The organism is Endozoicomonas sp. Z74 (genome assembly GCF_057680865.1).
Window position 1 is genome coordinate 38,480 of the sequence record NZ_JBLYZI010000013.1, and the last position, 20,978, is coordinate 59,457.

Annotated in this window: 21 protein-coding genes; 14 read left to right on the forward strand and 7 right to left on the reverse strand. The window is 53.3% G+C overall.

Annotated elements, in window-relative coordinates:
* Positions 1–38 precede the first annotated feature (38 nt).
* The 5 genes from ACNRUY_RS05870 to ACNRUY_RS05890 form a co-directional block, all read right to left on the reverse strand.
* Positions 39–641 (reverse strand): NADPH-dependent FMN reductase, encoded by a 603-nt coding sequence (locus ACNRUY_RS05870; RefSeq protein WP_488110709.1) that lies wholly within the window; start codon positions 639–641, stop codon positions 39–41.
* A 208-nt stretch (positions 642–849) separates the two neighbouring features.
* Entirely contained in the window at positions 850–1,275 is a 426-nt protein-coding gene (locus ACNRUY_RS05875) for a ClpXP protease specificity-enhancing factor (protein ID WP_488110710.1), read from the reverse strand.
* Positions 1,276–1,311: 36 nt separating this feature from the next.
* Positions 1,312–1,941 carry a glutathione S-transferase N-terminal domain-containing protein gene (locus ACNRUY_RS05880; protein WP_488110711.1) on the reverse strand — a complete coding sequence of 210 codons (630 nt, stop codon included), beginning with the start codon at positions 1,939–1,941 and terminating at the stop codon, positions 1,312–1,314.
* Between the two features lie 235 nt (positions 1,942–2,176).
* Positions 2,177–2,443 (reverse strand): sulfurtransferase TusA, encoded by a 267-nt coding sequence (gene tusA / locus ACNRUY_RS05885; protein ID WP_488110712.1) that lies wholly within the window; start codon positions 2,441–2,443, stop codon positions 2,177–2,179.
* 21 nt (positions 2,444–2,464) lie between these two features.
* Complete coding sequence (locus ACNRUY_RS05890) at positions 2,465–3,817, reverse strand: MATE family efflux transporter (protein ID WP_488110713.1); 1,353 nt, start codon at positions 3,815–3,817, stop codon at positions 2,465–2,467.
* 237 nt (positions 3,818–4,054) lie between these two features.
* On the opposite strand from ACNRUY_RS05890, the gene ACNRUY_RS05895 reads away from it, so the two are divergent.
* A complete protein-coding gene (locus tag ACNRUY_RS05895) occupies positions 4,055–4,978 on the forward strand; it encodes a Dyp-type peroxidase (RefSeq protein WP_488110714.1) in 924 nt (307 codons plus the stop codon).
* A 69-nt stretch (positions 4,979–5,047) separates the two neighbouring features.
* On the opposite strand, the gene ACNRUY_RS05900 is transcribed toward ACNRUY_RS05895, so the two are convergent.
* Positions 5,048–6,367 carry a YopT-type cysteine protease domain-containing protein gene (locus tag ACNRUY_RS05900; RefSeq protein WP_488110715.1) on the reverse strand — a complete coding sequence of 440 codons (1,320 nt, stop codon included), beginning with the start codon at positions 6,365–6,367 and terminating at the stop codon, positions 5,048–5,050.
* A 211-nt stretch (positions 6,368–6,578) separates the two neighbouring features.
* Here ACNRUY_RS05900 and ACNRUY_RS05905 point away from each other — a divergent pair, with 211 nt between their 5' ends.
* A complete protein-coding gene (locus ACNRUY_RS05905) occupies positions 6,579–7,115 on the forward strand; it encodes a GNAT family N-acetyltransferase (RefSeq protein ID WP_488110716.1) in 537 nt (178 codons plus the stop codon).
* A gap of 8 nt (positions 7,116–7,123) precedes the next feature.
* Here ACNRUY_RS05905 and ACNRUY_RS05910 read toward each other — a convergent pair whose 3' ends face one another.
* The gene (locus ACNRUY_RS05910) at positions 7,124–7,759 is read right to left on the reverse strand and encodes an alpha/beta family hydrolase (protein WP_488110717.1); all 636 of its coding nucleotides are present in this window, start codon (positions 7,757–7,759) and stop codon (positions 7,124–7,126) included.
* Between the two features lie 567 nt (positions 7,760–8,326).
* Between ACNRUY_RS05910 and ccoN the strand changes: the two genes are divergently transcribed.
* From ccoN to ACNRUY_RS05970, 12 genes are all read left to right on the forward strand, one after another.
* The gene (gene ccoN / locus ACNRUY_RS05915; RefSeq protein WP_488110718.1) at positions 8,327–9,763 is read left to right on the forward strand and encodes a cytochrome-c oxidase, cbb3-type subunit I; all 1,437 of its coding nucleotides are present in this window, start codon (positions 8,327–8,329) and stop codon (positions 9,761–9,763) included.
* Between the two features lie 5 nt (positions 9,764–9,768).
* Positions 9,769–10,383 (forward strand): cytochrome-c oxidase, cbb3-type subunit II, encoded by a 615-nt coding sequence (gene ccoO / locus ACNRUY_RS05920; protein WP_488110719.1) that lies wholly within the window; start codon positions 9,769–9,771, stop codon positions 10,381–10,383.
* Entirely contained in the window at positions 10,383–10,586 is a 204-nt protein-coding gene (locus tag ACNRUY_RS05925) for a cbb3-type cytochrome oxidase subunit 3 (RefSeq protein WP_488110720.1), read from the forward strand. Before ccoO ends, ACNRUY_RS05925 begins: the two co-directional genes overlap by 1 nt.
* A complete protein-coding gene (gene ccoP / locus ACNRUY_RS05930) occupies positions 10,583–11,482 on the forward strand; it encodes a cytochrome-c oxidase, cbb3-type subunit III (protein WP_488110721.1) in 900 nt (299 codons plus the stop codon). The genes ACNRUY_RS05925 and ccoP overlap by 4 nt, the downstream gene beginning before the upstream one ends.
* A gap of 68 nt (positions 11,483–11,550) precedes the next feature.
* Complete coding sequence (ccoG, locus tag ACNRUY_RS05935; protein ID WP_488110722.1) at positions 11,551–12,945, forward strand: cytochrome c oxidase accessory protein CcoG; 1,395 nt, start codon at positions 11,551–11,553, stop codon at positions 12,943–12,945.
* Between the two features lie 15 nt (positions 12,946–12,960).
* Entirely contained in the window at positions 12,961–13,548 is a 588-nt protein-coding gene (locus tag ACNRUY_RS05940) for a FixH family protein (RefSeq protein ID WP_488110723.1), read from the forward strand.
* Positions 13,545–16,109, forward strand: coding sequence for a heavy metal translocating P-type ATPase (locus ACNRUY_RS05945; protein WP_488110724.1), 2,565 nt, complete (start codon positions 13,545–13,547; stop codon positions 16,107–16,109). The genes ACNRUY_RS05940 and ACNRUY_RS05945 overlap by 4 nt, the downstream gene beginning before the upstream one ends.
* A gap of 3 nt (positions 16,110–16,112) precedes the next feature.
* A complete protein-coding gene (gene ccoS / locus ACNRUY_RS05950; protein WP_488110725.1) occupies positions 16,113–16,316 on the forward strand; it encodes a cbb3-type cytochrome oxidase assembly protein CcoS in 204 nt (67 codons plus the stop codon).
* Between the two features lie 66 nt (positions 16,317–16,382).
* The gene (locus ACNRUY_RS05955) at positions 16,383–17,081 is read left to right on the forward strand and encodes a sulfite exporter TauE/SafE family protein (RefSeq protein ID WP_488110726.1); all 699 of its coding nucleotides are present in this window, start codon (positions 16,383–16,385) and stop codon (positions 17,079–17,081) included.
* Positions 17,082–17,414: 333 nt separating this feature from the next.
* Positions 17,415–18,821 carry an oxygen-independent coproporphyrinogen III oxidase gene (gene hemN / locus ACNRUY_RS05960; protein WP_488110727.1) on the forward strand — a complete coding sequence of 469 codons (1,407 nt, stop codon included), beginning with the start codon at positions 17,415–17,417 and terminating at the stop codon, positions 18,819–18,821.
* A gap of 453 nt (positions 18,822–19,274) precedes the next feature.
* Positions 19,275–20,033 carry a fumarate/nitrate reduction transcriptional regulator Fnr gene (gene fnr, locus ACNRUY_RS05965; protein ID WP_488110728.1) on the forward strand — a complete coding sequence of 253 codons (759 nt, stop codon included), beginning with the start codon at positions 19,275–19,277 and terminating at the stop codon, positions 20,031–20,033.
* A gap of 112 nt (positions 20,034–20,145) precedes the next feature.
* Positions 20,146–20,703 carry an adenine phosphoribosyltransferase gene (locus tag ACNRUY_RS05970; RefSeq protein WP_488110729.1) on the forward strand — a complete coding sequence of 186 codons (558 nt, stop codon included), beginning with the start codon at positions 20,146–20,148 and terminating at the stop codon, positions 20,701–20,703.
* The last annotated feature ends 275 nt before the right edge of the window (positions 20,704–20,978 follow it).

Genomic DNA, 20,978 nt, shown 5'->3' on the forward strand with positions numbered 1-20,978 from the left:
AGCATAGGCCAGCTCCAGAAAACTGCCAGCTCCCTCCCCTACATCCCATTACCAAAGGTCTTATGATCCACCACTCCACTCTCACGGACCGACTTCAAACCCAGCGAGTACTCCCTTAGAAGTTTCAGGCAGTAATCCGCACGATCCTGTATGCGCTGATCTCCCTCCGGATCTTCACCGGTAAAAGCCTTTGCCACATGACGTACAATCAGATGGTCTGGCAGATAACAGATCCTGCAATTTTTGTAGCTGCTGGAACGAAGCTCAACCACAGGATAGGAGCCCCCCAACCCCGCAGAAACCGCTGTAATCAACGCAGGCTTATGACCCAATTCTGCCGAACCAAACAGCAGAAAGAAATTCTTCAACCCCGCAGGCACCATCCCATTCCACTCCGGCGCAACCACTACCAGAGCATCCACCTCTTTCAACCGCTTTTTCCATGGGGCCAGCCGGGCCTTCCAATCCTCATTACCCGCCCAGATCGACTCATCCCACAACGGCAGCGGATTATCGGACAACGACAGAATATCCACCGACTCAAACAGCGATAACTCCGATACCCTTTCAGAAAGAACATGGCTGATACGCCCACTCTGGGAATCATGACGATGGCTGCCACTGATGATTGCAAGCTTCATTGTTGTTCCTGTTTTGGCCAGTCAAGTAGAACCCTTACTTTAACAGATACCTGGAAGTTTACTTCCCAAACTGCGCCAAGCGGGAAAGCCTATTTATACGAGAACCCAGGTTAACCTGTTTTAGCCAACAGTCAGGATTTACTCACACCATACACTACAGACAAAAAAAAAGAGCTGCCAAAGCAGCTCTTTTCAGGAAGGACGATGGTTATTTCACCACCTTCAGATTGGGCCGACCCGGCCTGGGTGGCTTGGGCGGTTCAGGAGAATCATCCCCTTCCAGCCCCGAATCAGCCCCCTCTTCCTCCTCAGGTAGATCAGGCTCCGGCTCAAACACCATACCCTGACCGTTCTCCTGGGCATAGATAGCCATCAATGCAGGTATCGGCACTGTAATGGTCAGAGCCTTCCCCCCGAAGCGTCCATCAAAGGTCAGCACATCGGTATCGATGTGCAACGCACGCACGGCAACGGGGGAAATATTCAGGACAATCTGCCCATCCTTGACATACTCCATGGGAACCAGAACCCCACGACGACGCGCATCCACCAGAATATAGGGAGTACAGTCATTATCAAGAATCCATTCATACAACGCTCTGGCAATATACGAACGGCTACTGGTCATCGTCATAAATGCCTCCAGGCAATCAGGGACTGCAGATTTCCTTTATTCCCGCATTTCTCTTTCAATTTCAGAGAGGCTTTCCTGGAAGGACTCACGCTCAAACAAGCGCTCAGCGTAATCAAGAATGGCCTTACCCTGCTTGGGCAGCTCAACACCCAGCACTGGCAGACGCCAGAGAATGGGCGCCACGCAGCAATCCACCAGAGTAAACTCTTCACTCATGAAGAACGGCTTTTCAGCAAAGATCGGCGCGATGGCCATCAGGCTTTCACGCAATTCCTTGCGGGCACGGGCCGCAGGCGTTTCCTTGGTTCTTGGATCAAGAATGGTATCCACCAGGGCACACCAGTCCTTCTGGATCCGGTGCATCATCAGACGGCTCTGGGCACGGCTGACCGGGTAGACCGGCAACAGAGGCGGGTGCGGGAAGCGCTCATCAAGATATTCCATCATGACGTTTGGCTCATAAAGCACCAGCTCACGATCCACCAGAGTCGGCAGATTATTATAAGGGTTCAGATCGGAAAGCTCCTGGGGGAGGTTTTCCGGGTTGACATTCTGGACGTCGACAGCAACGCCCTTCTCTGCCAATACAATACGGACCCGGTGACAGTAATGGTCAGTGGGATCCGAGAAAAAAATCATGGATGACTTTTTGGCAACTACAGCCATGAAGTACCCCCGCCTTCATGCAAAGGTTGAGAGAGTTCGGCAACAGTCCCGGTATTACAGTAGCCAGCGTCAGAAACGGGCTATGGAATAACGGGAAAACCAGCCGCCCGCGAAATAACGCACTATCATAGCAAACTTTGCCCCTGCCATAACAGCCCCGTTAACGCTAATGTCTTAAGCATTTTTATCAATAGAAGCATCAATCGATGCATCAACCAATGCATCGATAGTTGTATCAGTGCTTGCGGATCAGGTACACAAACCGGTCATCACAGGTCTGCTTTTCCAGCAGCTCATGATCCAGAAAATTGCAGAACTTCGGAATATCCCTCTGGGTGGATGGATCGGTGGCCAGCACCCGTACCACATCTCCGGACGACATATCCCTTACTTTATTATGGAGCAGCATGACCGGCTCCGGACAGAACAGTCCACAGGTATCCAGCTCATGCTGCACTTCAACGTCTAATGGCTGCACCTTACTCTCAATTGTCTCTGACATTCTTATCGCCTTTAGCACTCCTCAAACCCGGTTCTGCCTGGCCATAAACCAGACCTCCTTTTGACCAAACCGCCGACAAATGAAAGCCAGCCCGACTCCCCTTGCCGCCATAAAGACGGTGTAGGACAACCATAACCCCTGATTGCCAAGCCCCTGAGTAACAAACCAGAGCGGCAGAAACACCATAAAAGTGGCCACCAGCATGGTGTTCTGCATCATATCGGTTCTCACCGCCCCGATAAATACACCATCCAGCCAGAAGCACCAGACCGCCACCAGCGGCATAAATACCAGCCAGGGCAAATAAGCAGAGGCCAGTTGGGCCACGGCCTCAATATTGGTCAGCCATCCCAGTAAATAGTTCCCCCCCAGTGCCAGCACCAGGAAAAACAACAGACCACAGATCGCAGAGCACCAGCCAGTGGTACGCACCATATCCGCAAACTGACGACGATCGCCCTTGCCCACAGCCTCACCGGTCAGCGCCTCGGCGGCATGGGCAAAACCATCCAGCCCATTGGAGATCAACAGCATCAGGTTTAACAGCAGGGCATTGGCCGCCAGCACTTCATCCCCCAGCCGGGCACCCTGGGCGGTAAAAAAGGCCTGAACAAACAAAAGACAAAGGGTGCGGACAAACAAATGACGATTCAACATCAGCAGGCGCTTGAAGGCACCAAAGTCCAGCAGCATTTTTCTCAATACTGCCCGGGTAAAACGCCCCGCTTCAACACCCAGCACCCTTGCCACCAGCAGCAGACCCGCAGCCAGTGCCAGGTAATCCGCAATCACGGTGGCCAGAGCGGCCCCCCGGGTAGCCATGCCCAACCCAAGAACAAACAGCAGATCCAGGGCTATGTTGACAAAATTGCCCAACACCAGAATCAGCAAAGGCCCCCTTGGCTTCTGCATACCGATCAACCAGCCGATCAGGGCATAATTCATTAACACGGCAGGCGCTGAATAAATCCGGGTATGGAAGTACACCCCGGCCTGAGCCGCCACCGCCTCACTGGCCTCAAAAAAAGGCAGCGCAAACCGGATAATAACCGGTGAAAACAGCAGCAGTAACAGCCCTACCAGAGCCGCCAGCAGCAGGGACTGTACCAGCCATTTTCTGAACGCTTCGCAATCCCCCCGGCCTTTCGCCTGGGCAACCAGCCCAGTGGTTCCCATACGCAAAAAACCAAAGGCCCAGAACAACATACTGAATACCGTGGCAGCAATGGCCACCCCGCCCAGATACTCGGCAGACGGCAAATGCCCCAGCACGGCTGAATCCACCAGCCCCAGCAGGGGAACCGAAATATTGGAGATAATGGCGGGCCAGGCAAAATGCCAGACCCGTTTATAATTGGCATACGCCGAAGACAATGATCAATACTCCCATCACCAGCGTGAACATCCACTTGCCAGGGCTTTCACAAACGCCCCCCGGAAAAGTCACTTTCAAACCAGTGCCTGTCAGAAAATAACCATCATTCTATGAAGCTTCCCGACTAATAAGAATAAGTAATTGACCCGTGACATTTATTAACCACTCCATGGTGGTACACTCTTCAGAAGTTTGTCGCTACAACCACCAAAGGTAACCATTCAAGGTCTTAAACCATGCCAACTCCCCAGTCAGGAATCACCCCTGAAGCCAACACGGATGCGCTTTTTCTGGTACTTAACATTGACCACTCCCGGGAACATCTCGGAACCATACGCAGTGTCATTGCCAGTATTCCAGTCCTGACCCGGAAACTGTCAGAGCAATACCCGGACGCTCACCTGAGCACCACCATCAGTATCGGTTGCGAGGCATGGAACGAACTGTACCCGGGAGCAAAACCCAAAGCCCTGCGACCGTTTATGGCGATCAAGGATGGCAACCGTGAGGCACCAGCCACCCCCGGGGACCTGCTGCTTCATATCCGTTCGAACCGCAAAGACATCAATTTCTCACTAATGAAATCCGTACTCAATGACTTTGGACCTACCGTGGAAGTAGAAGAAGAGGTCAATGGTTTCCGCTACCTGGACAGCCGAGACCTCACCGGATTCGTTGATGGCACTGAAAACCCTTCCGGGGATAACCGGGCGGAGGTTGCTCTGGTAGGAGATGAAGACACCACCTTTGCCGGTGGCAGTTACCTTCACTGCCAGCGTTACGTCCACCATCTGGATAAGTGGGAGAAACAACCGGTTCAGGAGCAGGAAAAGATCATTGGTCGCACCAAAGCCGATGATATTGAGTTCAGCAGTGAGCAGAAAGCCCCCACAGCCCATATTAAGCGGGTCAACCTGAAAGATGACCAGGGCAAAAGCATGGAAATCCTTCGTCACAGTATGCCTTACGGCGACTCCCGCGAGGCCGGCCTGTTCTTTATCGCCTATGGCAGAACACCAAAACACTTTAACCAGATGCTGAAAGCCATGGTAACCGCGGACAGCAACGGGCATTACGACCATCTGATGAACTTTTCCACTCCGGTGACAGGCTGTGCTTTCTTTGCACCCTCATTGGAGTTTCTGAAGAACAACGGTTAATAAACAAGGCCACCTGTAGCTACAGGTGGCGCATATTCTGGCCGCTGCCAGCCATCTTCTGAATAAACATCAACCTTTTATGGCGCCACGGCTTATTAAATCACTTTTCATATACTTCGCACCCTCCATAAACCCGGAGATATCCTGGGCAAAGTCAGCGGGCTGACAGTTCAGTAACGAAGCATCCTTCCAAAGAACAAGCCTATTGCCGCTGCAACCAAAATCAAAATTCGGCTTGGGCCTGACATAACTGGGCGGCAGTTTATTTTCATTCAGAACATCCCCGACATCGCAATAAACAGCCACACGATTATTTTCAAATCTGGACAACTCAAATCTCAGATCGTCATCAGACGGAACCACAAAACTCTCTGAGTCAACACACTTTATTGCCAGACCAGACTCACGGCGAACACTCTCAACAAAATCATCAAAACGCTCCTTCCCAACATGCCCTTTTCCTATATGTCTTACTCTAAAACTATTCTTCCCCCTTCCTCCATCGTAAACGTTCATCGCCCAAAAGCCATTAACAAACCAGCGATCAAATTTCTTTACATCTGAAAATTCAAACATCCCAAAATTAGGATCAAAAAACCTCACCACCCCTCTCCTCAAATCATGAAATACAGCAACGGCATGACTTGAACCACCAAAATTAATACTAATTAGCTTACCAGGAAATTCATTTTTACTTTTATCTAAAACAGCATCAATAAGTTGTTCTGCAAAACCCTCTTTATCAACCTCACTATTATTCATACTGTAACCACATACAGCCATACCATGATTCTCCAGCCATTCATCCTCTACATCCGACTGTATATGCTTTCCACCAAACCGATGCAAGCCACAAACTGAATCAAAAATCTCAAAATCAAGACCATTTTCGTTATAGATACGACCTAAAAAGTCTACACCATTAGATTCAGCCTCCAGCCACTTCAAGCAAAGCGCCCAACAGGCGCCATTGTTTACACCACTATAAAAACCGGAATTTCTTTTCCACTCCCCCAGCGATTGAGAAAATCCGGATTTAACAACCCCTCCATATTGCTCAACCTGCTTATGAACAGCCCAGATCCCAAGACCTGCTATACCTTCCAGAGGTTTCATTATTATATTTTTGCAACCATATACAAACCATGTAAAAGGGCGAACCATTTCTCTTGGAGGATTTTTAAAAGAAGCCACCTCCTTTTCAAAACGAACTTTTCTATCTCTGATCAGCTTACAAACAGCCGACCTGGAATCAACCCCAACAGAATCAGACCTACACAATGAATCTGGAGAGCAAGCAATCATTCTTGCAGAAACTTGATCTTTATTATTATTCTCATCCACAACCTGCTCTAAACAACCGACCTGACAACCGCCAACAACATGCATTAGAGCGCCTCCTTGCACTATCACTCCCGATTCAACCCATATCAATACCGATTAAATTGATCAAAGCCAATAACCAGGTGGTTAGGAAAATCCATTAACCAATCCCTGACCAGGGTCATTTTCAAAAGCGCTCCCCCCATTTAAAATACATCTAACAATAATGAGTATTTGGCCATAATAACGACCACGCAAACATCAACAGGAACTAACAATGTTCAAATTAGCCATTGACCATGAAATCAACCTTTGCCTGGTAAACGAATCCTTCGCCCCTCTTTATCTGGCGCTGGTAAAAGAAAACTACGACCACCTTTCCCAGTGGCTGGAATGGCCAAGGCATTGCAAGACAGAGGAAGACTTTCTGGCTTTTGTTAAAAGCTCACTTCATAAATACGCCGATGGCCAGGGCTCCACCTATGCCATTGAGTATCATGGAGAGATCATTGGCAACTGCGGCTTCAACACCATCAACCGGACATTGAAAGTGGCAGAAATCGGATACTGGATTGCAGAAAAGCACCAGGGCCAGGGCATCGTCACCCAGGTGTGCCGTTTTTTAATCAACCACGCCTTCATAGAACTGGGCATGGATAAAGTCCAGATTGCAGCCGCAGAGGAAAACCATCGAAGCAGGGCGGTCTGTGAACGCCTGGGTATGAAACTTGAGGGAATCCTCTCAAACCGGGAAAAGGTAGGAGACCGGATTCTGGCCCATGCCATTTACGGCATTCACAAAAGCGAAGAGTAAACGCTGGCTTACCCGCTACAGAACTCAACAATGCGCTCAACCGCAACCTGCAGATGGCCATCATGGGTGTGACCTGAGCGCACCCTGGGTTTCAAGTCGTGATTCCCATCCGCCAGCCACCCTATCCGAACCGATGACGATAACCCATACCGTTCAACTTCTTCACGATTGCCCATGGTGTCCCGCTCCCCCTGCAGAATCAGAGTCGGCTTCGCCAGGGTTTCAAGGTGTTCGATTCTTGGTTTGTCCTGCTTGCCCGGCGCATAAAACGGGTACCCCAGACAAACAATGCCTTCCACATCGAGGACTGTGTTTTCAGGCAAGCCTGCAGCCAGCAGGGTAGCCATCCGTCCTCCCATGGACTTTCCACCGATATAAACAGGCGCCTTCACTTCAGCCGTAACCTGCTTCAACACCCTCTGCCAGCACTCCAGCAATTTTGGCTGCCGATCCGGTGGTCGCTTCTTCCCCGTAATTCGCCTCTGCTGCATGTAATCAAATTCAAACCTGACCACAGTAACACCCGCCGAGCTGAGTCGACCCGCCATAGCCTCCATAAACTCACTGCCCATTCCCGCACCCGCCCCATGGGCCAGAATCAGAACCGGTGAACCGTCCTGAGCTTTATTCCAGAGCAGCTTCATGCCATCAACCCATTCGCGCTTTTCACAGGATAAACGTCAGAGGATAACAAACACCGGCACAAAATACCGGCCTTCCTCTCAGTTCATCAAATCTCACTGTTTTTAACCACTAACAGCCTCCTTCACGTCCTCACAAATCCCCACAATAAAGACCGAAAAAGCATTAGCGATAACCCTTATATTTCTGTATGATTGCCACGGGTTTGCCGGGGTATTGATGAGATTCCCCGTCAGATCGAAGAGGATAAATGCATAGTCAGAACAAATTGGTACAACCCAAAGTCTGTTCGATAAGGTCGAAAAGTAAACACAGTTTACAAGGATGTAACCGCCCAGCACCGGAGTACGCCCGGGAAGGGGGAGCAGCAGCTCGGGATTCACTGGCTATTTACACGTCACCGGTTCGACAGCCAACACTATAAATGCCCATAGCGGCAAAAAAGCAAAGTCATGGGGTTACTGGCTCATATTTTGAGCGGGCATTGATCCGCATCAATACATTTACCCTTCGGTTTACCCACAATACACAGCAAATCTCATAAGTATAATCCGAAGGTAACATGGAGCATGAGTACTGCAACGTTACAGCCGACCTATAACTATAAGGTAGTGCGGCAGTTTGCCATCATGGCCGTGGTATGGGGTGTCGTCGGTATGGCCGTGGGCCTGCTGATCGCCTCACAGATGGTCTTCCCCGAACTCAACCTGGGCCTGCCCTGGACCAGCTTTGGCCGCCTGAGGCCACTGCACACCAACGCCGTCATTTTTGCCTTTGGCGGCTGCGTCCTGTTTGCAACGTCCTACTACGTAGTGCAAAGAACATGCCAGACCCGTCTGGTCATGCCCTGGCTGGCGGCCTTTACCTTCTGGGGCTGGCAACTGGTGATTGTCGCTGCGGCCATCACACTCCCGCTGGGACTGACCTCCTCCAAGGAGTATGCGGAGCTGGAATGGCCCATTGATATTCTGATCGCCGTGGTCTGGGTCTGTTACGCCCTGGTGTTCTTCGGCACCATTATGAAGCGCAAAACCCGACATATTTACGTGGCCAACTGGTTTTTTGGTGCATTTATCATCACCGTTGCCGTGCTTCACATTGTCAACAGCGCCGCCATTCCAGTCACTCTGACCAAATCCTACTCAGCCTATTCCGGTGCCATGGATGCCATGATTCAGTGGTGGTACGGCCATAACGCCGTGGGCTTTTTCCTTACCGCCGGCTTCCTGGGGATGATGTATTACTTTGTTCCCAAACAGGCTGAGCGTCCGGTCTACTCCTACCGGCTGTCCATTGTTCACTTCTGGGCACTGATTGCCATTTACATCTGGGCCGGTCCCCATCACCTTCATTACACGGCACTGCCTGACTGGGCCCAGAGCCTGGGGATGGTCATGTCCCTGATTCTGCTGGCACCCTCCTGGGGTGGCATGATCAACGGGATCATGACCCTGTCCGGTGCCTGGCACAAACTGCGCACGGACCCGATTCTGCGCTTCCTGGTGGTCTCCCTCTCTTTCTACGGCATGTCCACCTTTGAAGGCCCCATGATGGCCATCAAGACCGTTAACGCCCTCTCCCACTACACCGACTGGACCATTGGTCACGTGCACTCTGGCGCCCTGGGCTGGGTTGCCATGGTGTCCTTTGGCTCCCTGTACCACCTGATCCCGAAACTTTACGGCCGGGAGCAGATGTACAGCATGAGCCTGGTCAATGCCCACTTCTGGCTGGCCACTGTGGGTACAGTGCTCTATATCGTCGCCATGTGGGTGAACGGCATCATTCAGGGAATGATGTGGCGTGGAGTTAACGAAGACGGCACCCTGACCTACAGCTTTTTAGAGTCTGTTGAAGCCAGCAGCTTTGGTTACATCGTCCGGGCCATAGGGGGAGCCTTCTTTGTCCTGGGCATGCTGGTCATGGCTTACAACGTTTACAGGACCGCCACCAAAACCAATAGCCTTTCTGAAAACCAGGCCCCGCAGCCGGTGGAAGGGAGATAAAAACAATGGCTAGCAAACACGACATTCTCGAAAAAAACATCGGCCTGATGGTGCTGCTGGTGGTGATTGCCATCAGCTTCGGCTCCCTGGTGGAACTGGTTCCCCTGTTTTTCCAGAAAGACACCACCGAGCCCGTTGATGGGCTGAAACCCTATACCGCCCTGCAACTGGAAGGCCGGGATATTTATATCCGTGAAGGCTGCGTCGGCTGTCACTCCCAGATGATCCGCCCGCTGCGGGCTGAAGTGGAGCGTTACGGCCACTACTCCGTGGCCGGAGAATCCGTTTATGACTACCCGTTCCTCTGGGGCTCCAAGCGCACCGGCCCGGACCTGGCCCGGGTGGGGGGACGCTACTCCGATGACTGGCACCGCGCCCACCTGATCAACCCAAGAGATCTGGTACCTCAATCCATCATGCCCGCCTACCCGTTCCTGGCGGAAAACAAACTGGATGGCAAGCTCACCGCCCGCAAGATGGAAGCCCTGCAAACCCTGGGTGTACCTTACACCAATGAAGAGATTGCCGGAGCCGCCAGTGCGGTGAAAGGTCATACGGAACTGGACGCCCTGGTCGCCTACCTGCAGGGGCTGGGCACCGTCATCAAGAGTAAGCGCTGATGGACATCAATACGATACGAGGACTGGCGACAGTGGTCGCCCTGATCGCATTTCTGTCAGTGGTCTTCTGGGCCTACAGCAGCCGTCGCAAGAACGATTTCGACGAAGCGGCCGCTCTCCCCTTTGCCGATGACACGAAAGAAGCGGACAGTAACAGAGAAATGACTGAAAACTCCCAGACGAGAGGAGTAAAACAACAATGAGTAATTTCTGGCACTGGTGGATTGTACTGCTCACCGCAGCCTGCATGGTGTTTGTGGTTGGCATCCTGTTTGGCACCCGGAAAACCCAGCGCAAGACCACCACAGAAGAGACCACCGGCCACAGCTACGATGGCATTGAAGAGTACGACAACCCTCTGCCCCACTGGTGGTTCCTGATGTTCGTGTTTACCCTGGTGTTCAGCGCAGCTTACCTGCTGCTCTACCCGGGCCTGGGTAAATGGGAAGGAATCTGGGGCTGGACATCTGTGGGGGAGCTGGAAAAAGACCAGCAGAAACACGCCCGACGTTACGCACCGGAGTTTGCCCGCTATGCTGCGACCCCCATTGAGAAGCTGATCAACAATCCCAAAGCCCTGAAAATGGGTGAACGTATTTTTTCCAATAACTGTGCACTCTGCCACGGAACCGATGCCGGAGGTAACTTTGGCTTCCCTGACCTCACGGACAGCGACTGGTTATACGGCGGCTCTCCGGAAGCCATCAAGGCAACCATTGCCCATGGTCGCCAGGGCCAGATGCCAGCCTGGGGCGCTGTCATTGGAGATCTGGGGGTAAAACAGGTGGCCAGCTATGTCCGGGGCCTGTCCGGACTGGAGACCTCGGCCAGTCAGGATGACCTCGCCACGGGCAAGCAGATATTCAACACCACCTGCGCCGTCTGTCATAACGCCGATGGCACCGGCAACCTGGCCCTGGGGGCTCCGGACCTGACCAATAACATCTGGCTTTATGGCTCCAGCCAGGCCCAGGTGGAGTACACGATCCGGAAAGGGCGGAACGGGGTAATGCCCCCCTGGCAGGACATCCTGGGTGAAGAGAAAGTGCACCTGGTATCGGCTTATGTTTACAGCCTGAGCCAAAAGCAAGAGCAATAACCCCTGTGGCCAGGGTAATCCCCTGGCCCGCTTTTTATCCGTGACAGGTCACCGACCCGGTAACCCGAATGAACAAACAACAGACCACCACCGAACCGGAACTGATCGACCTTTACCAGAAGTCCGACAAAATCTACACACGCAGCTTCACCGGCCGCTACCGAACCCTGCGCATGACCGGCGGCGCCCTGCTTTTTCTCCTCTACTTTGGCACTTGCTGGATCAACCTGAACGGTCAACAGGCGGTCCTCTTTGATCTGCCTGCCCGGCAGTTCCATATTTTCGGCACTACCTACTGGCCCCAGGACTTTATCCTGCTTTCCTGGTTGCTGATCATCTGCGCCTTTGGCCTGTTTGCCCTTACCGTCTTTGCCGGGCGCATCTGGTGCGGATACACCTGCCCGCAAAGTGTCTTCACCTGGGTATTTATGTGGGCAGAGCGGGTGACCGAAGGAGAGCGCAACCGGCGCATGAAGCTGGATAAACAACCCCTGTCCCTTGAAAAGTTCCTTCGCAAAGCCGCCAAACAGGCGCTCTGGATCACCATTGCCTTTGCCACTGCCCTGACATTTGTAGGCTACTTTATTCCTGTACGACAACTGGTGGTTGACGTCCTTGCCTTTGATGTCGCCCCCTGGGGAGTATTCTGGCTGGGCTTTTTCACCCTGGCCACATACGCCAATGCCGGCTACCTCCGGGAACAGGTCTGCATATATATGTGTCCTTATGCCCGCTTCCAAAGCGTCATGTTTGACAATGACACCCTGGTGGTGGCCTATGATGAGCAGCGGGGGGAGCAGCGGGGTTCCCGCAGGAAAAACGTCGATCCCAAAACCGTGGGACTGGGGGACTGTGTGGATTGCAGCGTCTGTGTCCAGGTCTGCCCCACCGGTATTGATATCCGGGATGGCCTGCAGTATCAATGCATCGGTTGTGCCGCCTGCATCGATGCCTGTGACACCATTATGGACAAAATGGGGTATAACCCGGGCCTGATCCGCTACACCACAGAAAATTCATTAACCAAAGGAACCCGGTTCCACTGGCTCCGTCCCCGCCTGGTGGGCTATGTGACCGCACTGACTGTGATGATCGGCCTGTTTCTTTACAGCCTGAACAACCGTGTTCCCATGGAGCTGGATGTGCTCAGGGACAGGAATGTGCTGTACCGGGAAATCAGTGATGACCGCATTGAAAACATCTTTATCCTGAAAATTGCCAATAAAGATCAGAAGCCCCATGAGATCAGCGTGCAAGTAGCAGGCATTGAAAATCTGAGATTGCCCGGCAAAACGACATTTGTCGTTGCACCAGGCAGTGTCGACCAACAGGTGGTTCGGGTAAACGCTCCCATTATTCAGGGCGCCCCAACCACCCGAACCATCCGGTTCAGCATTACTTCCAGCCAGCCAGGCCTGGAGGCAGTTACGGCAGAAAGCCGGTTTATGGTACCCAGGCAGTAAAGGATACCCATGACAATGACGCATCAGAATTCACCGGCCAATAGCGCCCCCCCTACCGGGCGGAGAGTTGCAAGGGAACCATTCACTCCCTGGTACAGGGAACCCTGGGCCTGGTATATCGTCGGCATCCTGCTGGTCACCTTCTGCTGGGGGAGCTTCCAGCTGTACACCGCTTTCTCCAACCAGGACAGCGTCGTGATCGACGATTATTACAAAAGCGGTAAAGCCATCAATCACGACAGGACCCGAACCCACAATGCCAGAACGCTCGGCATTCAGGCGACGGTGACCGTTGATGACCTGATTGGAGAGGTTCGAGTGGCTGTCCAGGGAAGCCTGGAAGAGTGGCCAGAGCAATTGACACTCAGTTTTCTGTCACCGGTGTTCAAAAAGCAGGATAAAACCCTTACGCTCAAGCGGGCCGTCAGTGGGGAATACGTCGGCCAGCTTCAGGAGCTGGTAGCAGGGCGCTATTACCTGCAACTGGAAACCCAGGATGCCTACATTCCTGAGGTGGGCTATGAAACGGGCTGGAAAGTCACCATGGAAACCGTGGTAACACCGGGCGAGCCGATTAACCTTTATCCGCCTGTAACCCAATGACCGATATCCGCTGTTTTCACTGCTCACTGCCCGTCGAAGAGCCCGTCGTCTTCCAGGCCGAAGTGGAAGGGGTCCACCAGCCTATGTGCTGTCCGGGATGCAAGGCAGTCACCGAAGCCATTGTCGCCGGAGGACTGGACGGCTATTACCGGCACCGCACCGATACCGGCCAGCAGGCCTCGGGGGTCAGCCCGCGACTCCGGGAAGAACTGCTGGTCTACGACCGTGAGGATATCCAGAAAGACTTTGTCCAGCCATACCAGAACCGAAATCATAACCCGAAGGAAAGCCACCAGGCACCAGAGGACAATCTCAGGATGGCCAGCCTGCTGATTGAAGGCATCACTTGCGCGGCCTGCATCTGGCTGCTGGAAAACCATATTGGCGCTCTTGAAGGGGTTGAGCAAGTCAACGTCAATCTCAGTACCCATGAAGCCCAGATTATCTGGCAACCGGATACCCTCCCCCTGAGTTCCCTCCTCCTGGAAATACACCGGATTGGCTATAAAGCCTTTCCCTGGCGCTCCGACCGGCAGGAAGCCCTTCTCAAACAGGAAAACCGGCAATTTATACGACGACTGGCTGTGGCCGGCATCGGAGCCATGCAGGTAATGATGTATGCCATTGCCCTCTATTCCGGCGCCATCAGTAATGATATGGCAGACCACTACCGGGACTTCATTCGGGTCATGAGCGCTATTGTTGCCACTCCCGTGGTCTTTTATGCAGCCGCCCCCTTTTTCAAGGCAGCCTGGCGTGACCTCAGAATCCGCCACCTGGGGATGGACGTTCCGGTCTCCATTGCCATTGGCGGTGCCTATCTGGCCAGCCTCTGGGCCACCTTTTTTGCCAGTGGTGAGGTCTATTACGATTCGGTCTCCATGTTCACCTTTTTCCTTCTTACCGGCCGCTACCTGGAACTCCGGGCCCGACATGCCACCGCCCGTGCCGCAAGAACACTGGCCAACCTGCTGCCCCCGAGCTGTCTGAAAAAAGTGGAGGGTCGTTTTATCCGGGTACCCGTGGCCGACCTTCAGCCAGGCGACCATGTTCGAGTACTGCCGGGTGATGCCATCCCGGCAGACGGCGTTCTGCTCCATGGCGCCAGCAGTGTCAACGAATCCATGCTGACCGGCGAATACATGCCCGTAGAAAAACAGGCTGGCGACAATCTGTTGTGCAGCAGCCTGAATGTGGACCACACCATTGAAGTCAGAATCACCCAGGTGGGAGAGCAGACCCGGGTGGCAGGCATCATTCAGCTGCTCAAACGGGCCCGGCAGGACAAACCCGCCATTGCCCGCCTGGCCGACAGAGTGGCCGGATGGTTTGTGGCCTGCGTCCTGCTGGTGGCCATTTTCGTCTATTGGGGCTGGTCCGGCATTGCCCCGGAGGATGCCTTCTGGATCACCCTTTCCGTACTTGTGGTCACCTGCCCCTGCGCCCTCTCCCTGGCAACCCCTGCGGCCCTGACAGCGGCAACTGGCTATCTGCACAACCTTGGGCTTCTGGTAACCCGGGGACATGTTCTGGAAGGACTGGCGGCCATCGACCACGTGATTTTCGATAAAACCGGTACCCTTACCCGGGGAGAGCTCTCCCTGGCAGAGGTGCTCCCCGTCAATGGTTCAGCCTCTCAGGAGAAAAACTCTACAGAGCAGCTGACAAAGTTTGCTGCCGCTCTGGAAGCCCACTCAGAACACCCCATCGCCCGGGCATTTACCGGTTTAGACGACCCTCTTTCCAGTCCAGCGCATAATGTAACCAACCATCTCGGCCAGGGATTGGAAGGGGAGATAGACGGCACCCGTTATCGAATTGGGCGCCCCGGTTTTGCCTGCCCCGAACACACCCCGACGACACCGGCCAAAACAGGACAATGGCTGCTGCTGGCCCGTAACAACCAGCCCTTGTGCTGGTTCCGGATTACCGACAGCCTGCGCCCGGAGGCCGCTGCTACCATCAGCCGCCTGCATAGCATGGGCAAAGAAGTCACCCTGCTCAGTGGGGATGCCGAGCCGGTGGTGGCTGCCACGGCCCTGGAACTGGGCATTACCCAGTGGCAGTCCGGGACCAGCCCGGACGAAAAACTGTCGTTTATCCAGACGCTCCAGCAAAAAGGCCAGCATGTCCTGATGGTAGGTGACGGTATTAATGACGTACCGGTTCTGGCCGGGGCAGATATCTCCATGGCCATGGGAAATGCCTCAGATCTTGCACGAACCAGCGCTGATGCGGTATTGATATCCGGCCACCTTGAGCGGCTTGCGGATGCGTTTATCCTCACCCATAGAACCCGGAAGATCATCCGCCAGAACCTTGCCTGGGCTCTGGGCTATAACCTTTCTGCCCTGCCACTGGCCGCTGCAGGCATGGTCGCCCCCTGGATGGCGGCCATCGGTATGGCACTCAGCTCTCTGATTGTGGTTGGCAATGCTCTGCGGCTAAGCCGGCAGGGAGGCAACAAGACAGAAACCACAACCAGAAAGAAACCCGGTCAGCAGACAGCAGACGCTCAATCTCAGCCCCACCCCGGACAATCAACAGGAGCATCGTTCTGACCTATGGAAAGCCTGATTATCCTGATCCCCCTGGCCCTGATTCTGGTCGCCCTTGCCATCAAAGTGTTTTTCTGGGCCGTGGATGATGGCCAGTTTGATGACCTGGAAGGACCGGCACACAGCATTCTGTTTGACGAACCGGAGTCGGAAACTCGAACCAGAAACAGTCAACCGTCGTCAACCCCTGAGACATCCAAACAGCCATGAGCGGAAAATGCCGGTGGCATACACCAGAACACTAAACAGAGCTACACACAAAGATCTGGAAGCAGTATGAGTGATCTATCCATTTTTATAACCGCACTGACTCTGGGCCTGCTGGGCAGTGCCCACTGCATTGGCATGTGTGGGGGAATCACATCCGCCTTGAGTCTTTCCATTCAGGGTAAAAGCCGGGTCCAGGTGCTCGGGCTGATGCTGCTCTACCATTGCGGCCGTTTGCTGAGCTATGCCCTGGCCGGCTTTCTACTGGCCGGTATCGGCTGGTTTCTGGGTGATCTCAGTCCCTGGGCGAAAATGGCGCTGCGTTATTTTGCCGGATTGATGATGATCGCCATGGGCCTCTATCTCACAGGGTGGTGGCGAGGACTGACTTACTTTGAGCGCGCCGGGCAGCAACTATGGCGTTATATTCAACCCATAGCCAGCAAACTTCTGCCCATACAATCCCCAGGCAACGCACTGATACTGGGGATGCTCTGGGGCTGGCTGCCCTGCGGCCTGGTCTATAGCAATCTGGTCTGGGCTGCCAGCCAGGGCTCACCGGTCACCGGAGCACTGGCCATGTTCTGTTTCGGGCTGGGCACCCTGCCCGCGGTTTTTCTGATCGGCGCCTTCTCCCGCCAGCTCAGCCAGTTCATCCAAGCCAGCTTTACCCGCAATATGGCCGGCATCATGGTGATTCTGTTTGGCGCCTGGGCCATGCCTGGCCCCCACCAGGAATGGCTGATGACATTGATAGCGCATCATTAGCCGCTTCCGACATAACCGGAAAGCGCTCTTCTTTCTGAATTTGATACTCGCAAATCATCCTCAGCCCATGTAATATGCAATCCCCTCCAGCCTGTGTTCATATTTTCATCGAAACAGATAACTACTGATTCCAATTCGGCAGCCCCGTATTGACACGCATCAAGGAATACAGGTTTAGCTTTCTCTACACTTTTAAAAAATACAGCTATTCATCAATAAGACTGCTACGTTTGAGCATTCAAAACTCGGCAACAGCAGCACAGCATTGACAAAACAGCCGCACGCTTCAAAACACCGAAGCTTATAGCCAGAGAGATCGGCCAGAGACAGATTATGAAAAATGCGCCAGTTTGGGATAAAGACCTGATTGAACGATATAACCAGTCGGGACCTCGCTACACCTCTTATCCAACCGCCGTTCAATTTGATAACACCTTTAACCCTGAGCTATACCAGGCCAGCGCTCAACTCAGCGCCTCTACCATCAAGCCACTGTCGCTTTATTTCCACATCCCCTTCTGTTCACACGTCTGCTATTACTGCGCCTGCAATAAAATTGTCACCAAACACCGCAGCCGCTCGGAAAAATACCTTGAGTATTTGTTCCGTGAAATTGAAATGCAGAGCAAGCTGTATTCTCCCGAGCAGAAAGTTGAGCAGCTGCACCTGGGAGGCGGGACGCCAACATTTCTCAGCAGCGAGCAAATGCGCGCCCTGATCGGTAAGGTCGGCCAGCATTTTCAACTGACGAGCGGCGACACCTCGGATTACTCCATTGAACTCGACCCCCGCGAAGTGGACTGGCCGATGATGGATACCTTGCGGGATCTTGGCTTTAACCGCATCAGCATGGGTGTTCAGGATCTGGATGAACGGGTCCAGAGAGCCGTCAACCGGGTTCAGCCTGAAAATATGGTCCGATCAGTACTGGATGCTTCAAGAACCATGGCTTTCAAGTCCGTTCACATGGACCTGATATACGGCCTACCTTTCCAGACTGTGCCTGGCTTTATGGATACCATCGACCGGGTCATCGATATGGCACCAGACCGGCTGTCGCTGTTTAACTACGCCCACCTGCCCCACCGCTTCAAGCCTCAGCGCAGGATCAATGACGACGACCTTCCTGCTCCGGAGGTCAAGTTGGAAATCCTGCAGCAAGCGACTGAAAAGCTGCTGGACCAGGGCTACGTATACATTGGCATGGATCACTTTGCCCTGCCCGATGATGAGCTGGCCACCGCCCAGGAAACCGGAAACCTGCACAGAAACTTCCAGGGTTACACAACTCACAGCCACTGCGATCTTATAGGAATGGGCGTCTCTTCCATCAGCCAGGTGGGCGACACTTACATCCAGAACACCACGGAAGAATCAGACTACTTCACAAAAATCGACAAAGGCCGACTCCCCATGGTCCGGGGACTTCAGATGACAGAAGACGACAAAGTCCGCCAGGCCGTCATCACCCAGCTGATCTGCCACTTCCAGCTCCAACCCGGTAAAATAGAGACACAGTTCGGCATCACCTTTGACACATACTTTGCTGAGGAGCTGGAACGCCTCAAACCTATGATCAATGACGAGCTACTGACGCTGAACGAAGACCGAAGCATTGTGGTAACCCCTAGAGGCAAACTACTGATCCGGAACATCTGCATGCAGTTCGATCATTACCTGAACCAGCCAAAGCCCACGGAAAAGCAGGAGGCAATCCCCCGCTACTCAAAAGTCATCTGACTTTTCCCAGAAAGCTACCGAAAAAGTAGCCACTCCTTCAGTCTTCCGGGCTTATGCATTCGAGCATAAGTCCGACACCCCCCCAGTCAAACATTGACCATTGCTTTGCCTGCGGTATCGGTGCAAAATCGGGCAACACAAATAAACGAACGTACTTCAGACAGTGGCACACCTTTTGTGACACTGTCGGCTCGGTGCTCCAGTGTATTCTGCCCCCCTTAGTTGACGGGGCTTTACGTCAAGAGCCTGGTTCAGAAGCTTGCCAAGGCGAGACGCCCTGAACAAACGACGCAATCGTGTTACTGGAGACAACGTACTGGCACAAGTTGTTTCCACAATAGCATTAAACACCTACTTTAACGCTATTCACTTGCGTATTTACCTAGCTTACACTTCGTTAACAATTTTCATAAAATTGAGTCGATTTTGCCAATACGACTTTGAGGCCTCTCAATGACGTCCAAGCCCAACGTCCGACAGCCAAGCCATGTGGCCTGCAGAGACTGCAGCCTCAGCTCCTTGTGCCTGCCGCTGGCTCTCAGCATTAAAGACATTGACCAGCTGGATCACATCATCAAGCGAGGTCGCCCTCTGAAAAAGGGTGAACACCTCTTCCTCGAGGGTGATCCGTTCAGCAGTGTATTTGCGGTACGTTCAGGGGCGATCAAAACCTACACCGCCACCAACGAAGGTGAAGAACAGATCACCTCCTTCTACCTGCCCAGCGAAATTCTCGGTTTGAGCGGGATGGATACCGACACTTACCCAGTGTCTGCCCAGGCCATGGAAACCACCATGATCTGTGAAATTCCCTTTGAACAGCTGGAAGGGCTCGCGGATCAGTTCCCGGAACTGCGTCGCCACCTGATGCGCCTGATGAGCAAGAAGATCCGGGAAGATCAGCAGATGATGATGCTGCTGTCCAAGAAAAACGCCGACGAACGCATAGCCACCTTCCTGATCAATCTGGCCAGCCGCTTCCGTCGCCGGGGTTTCTCTTCCCAGTCATTCCGACTGTCCATGTCCCGGAACGAAATGGGCAACTACCTGGGACTTGCCGTCGAGACGGTCAGCCGGGTGTTCACAAGGTTCCAGAAAAACGGCCTGATTTCAGCGGTTGGCAAGGAAATTGAAATTCGTAACTCCGTTGAGCTTTGCTCTCTGGCCGGGGGGAAAACCATCGACCCCACCCAGATCGTGACCAGCGCCTGAGGAGAACTGAGGTAGCTTTCCCGGATTGAAGGGCTACCCTGCCAGTAGCCTGTTGGATTCAGTGAGCCCCGTGCTCACTGAGCATCATTGACCGAAACAGAGCCAAAACGGCATGCCCACAGAACAACGCCTACCCGCCCTGGAATACCTTCAATCCCAGATCAGAACCATCCCGGACTGGCCTGAGCCCGGTATTCTTTTCCGTGATATCACCACCCTGTTTGAAAACCCGAAGGCCTGGCGTCTGACCATAGACACTCTGGTGGAACGCTACCAGAATAAAGATGTGGATCGCATTGGCGCACTGGATGCCAGAGGCTTCCTGATCGGCTCAACACTGGCCTACACATTAAACAAACCTCTGGTACTGTTCCGAAAGAAGGGGAAACTGCCCGGCACCACCCTGAGCCAGGAATACCAGCTGGAATACGGCACCGCCACCCTGGAAGTCCATGACGACACCATGAAGCCCGGAGACCGCATTCTGCTGGTTGATGACCTGATCGCAACCGGCGGCACTCTGCTTGCCGCCCATCACCTGATCAGCCAGGCAGGCGCTACCACGTTGGAAGCAGCCGCTATCATCAATCTTCCCGACCTTAAAGGTTCCGAGAAGTTGAATCAGGCAGGAATCCCCACCTTTACCCTCTGTTCTTTTGCAGGCGACTGATAAAAGTCCCCTGACTAATGGGGTTATAGAATATCCGGAATGATACGATAACCCCATTAAGCACAACACCAAGCCTGTTTTCCTTCTGACAAGCCCTTACCGCAAGGGGTTGCTGGCAGACAATAAAACGGGCACTGCCCAAAAGGGTATCGCCTGCTCACTTTACGTATAAGAACAGGGAAAATACCCTGTCACAGACGATCATTAACTGGTATTTTCAAGATAAATCACCCAGCAGAAAAAGCGGTTTCACCCCCTTTGGGGTAGAACGATGA